Below are 1,148 nucleotides of genomic sequence, written 5' to 3'. Positions count from 1 at the left end.
CCCGCGGCGGCCTCCGGGACCGGCTCGTCGTTCCTCAGGGCGTCCCAGACCAGCCGTGCCTTCTCCGTCTCGGGGACGACGCGGTTGGGGTCGGCGGGGTCGTACCGCACCGGCATGGTCACCATGTGCAGGCCGGCGGGGCCGATGTCCCTCAGGCCGCCCGCGAACGCCGTCAGGGAGTTCACCGAGCCCAGGCCGGAGTCGGTGGTGAGGGCCCTGGTGGCCGTCTCGGCGACGTCGTAGAGCTTCCTGGGGTCGGTGAGGAGGCCGATGTCGCCCACCTGCCGGACCAGGGCCCTGACGAAGGTCTGCTGGAGCCGGATGCGGCCGAGGTCGGAGCCGTCGCCGACGCCGTGCCGGGTGCGGACCAGGCCGAGGGCCCGGGCACCGTCGAGCCGATGGGTGCCGGCGGCGAGTTCCAGGTGGCTGTCGGGGTCGTCGATGTCCTCGGTGGTGGTGATCTCGACGCCGCCCAGTTCGTCGACGAGTTCCCGGAAGCCGCTGAAGTCGATCTCCAGGTAGTGGTCCATGCGCAGGCCGGTCATCGCCTCGACGGTCTTCACGGCGCAGGCGGCCCCGCCCGTGGTGTAGGCGGAGTTGAACATCACACCGTGCGCGGCGGGGTGGGTGCCGCCTCCGGTGCCGGTGCACGCGGGGCGGTCGACGAGGGTGTCGCGCGGGACGGACACCACGGTGGCCTCGTCCCGTCCCTCGTGGACGTGCACGATCATCGCGGTGTCGGAGCGGGCCGTGCCGTCGTCGGTGCCGCCGCCGAGTTCCCGGTTGCCGCCGGAGCGGGTGTCGGAGCCGAGGACGAGGACGTTCTCGGAGCCGTCGCCGGTCTTCTCGGGCCGGTCGGAGCCGAGGATCCGGTCGATGTCGACGCTCCTGAGGTTGCCGTTGAGCGTGGCGTAGACGTACCCCAGGCCGGCGCCGCCGAGCACGACGACCGCGGCCGCGGTCCACGCCGCGGCCCTCACGCCCCGCCGCCACCGTCGACGGCCGTCCCCGGCCGGGGGACGGTCGGTCCGGCGCGTGTTCTCGGCAGACATAGGCTCCATGGCTCCCGTCCGCCCGGGTACCCCTCCGGCCGTACCGGAATCACGGCTTCCGCCACGTCCCGGACGGACCGCGAGGGCCGCACCCCG

The 1,148-nt window shown here is 73.8% G+C and carries 1 protein-coding gene; it reads right to left on the bottom strand.

The features are described from left to right. A partial coding sequence (locus AOK18_RS30055) for an LCP family protein (RefSeq protein ID WP_055696341.1) occupies positions 1-1,052 on the bottom strand: 1,052 nt, incomplete at its 3' end. Positions 1,053-1,148 lie beyond the last annotated feature (96 nt).

It is taken from the genome of Streptomyces prasinopilosus, from assembly GCF_001419695.1.
Taxonomy (GTDB): Bacteria; Actinomycetota; Actinomycetes; order Streptomycetales; family Streptomycetaceae; genus Streptomyces; species Streptomyces prasinopilosus.
This window is presented reverse-complemented; position numbering and strand designations above follow the sequence as displayed.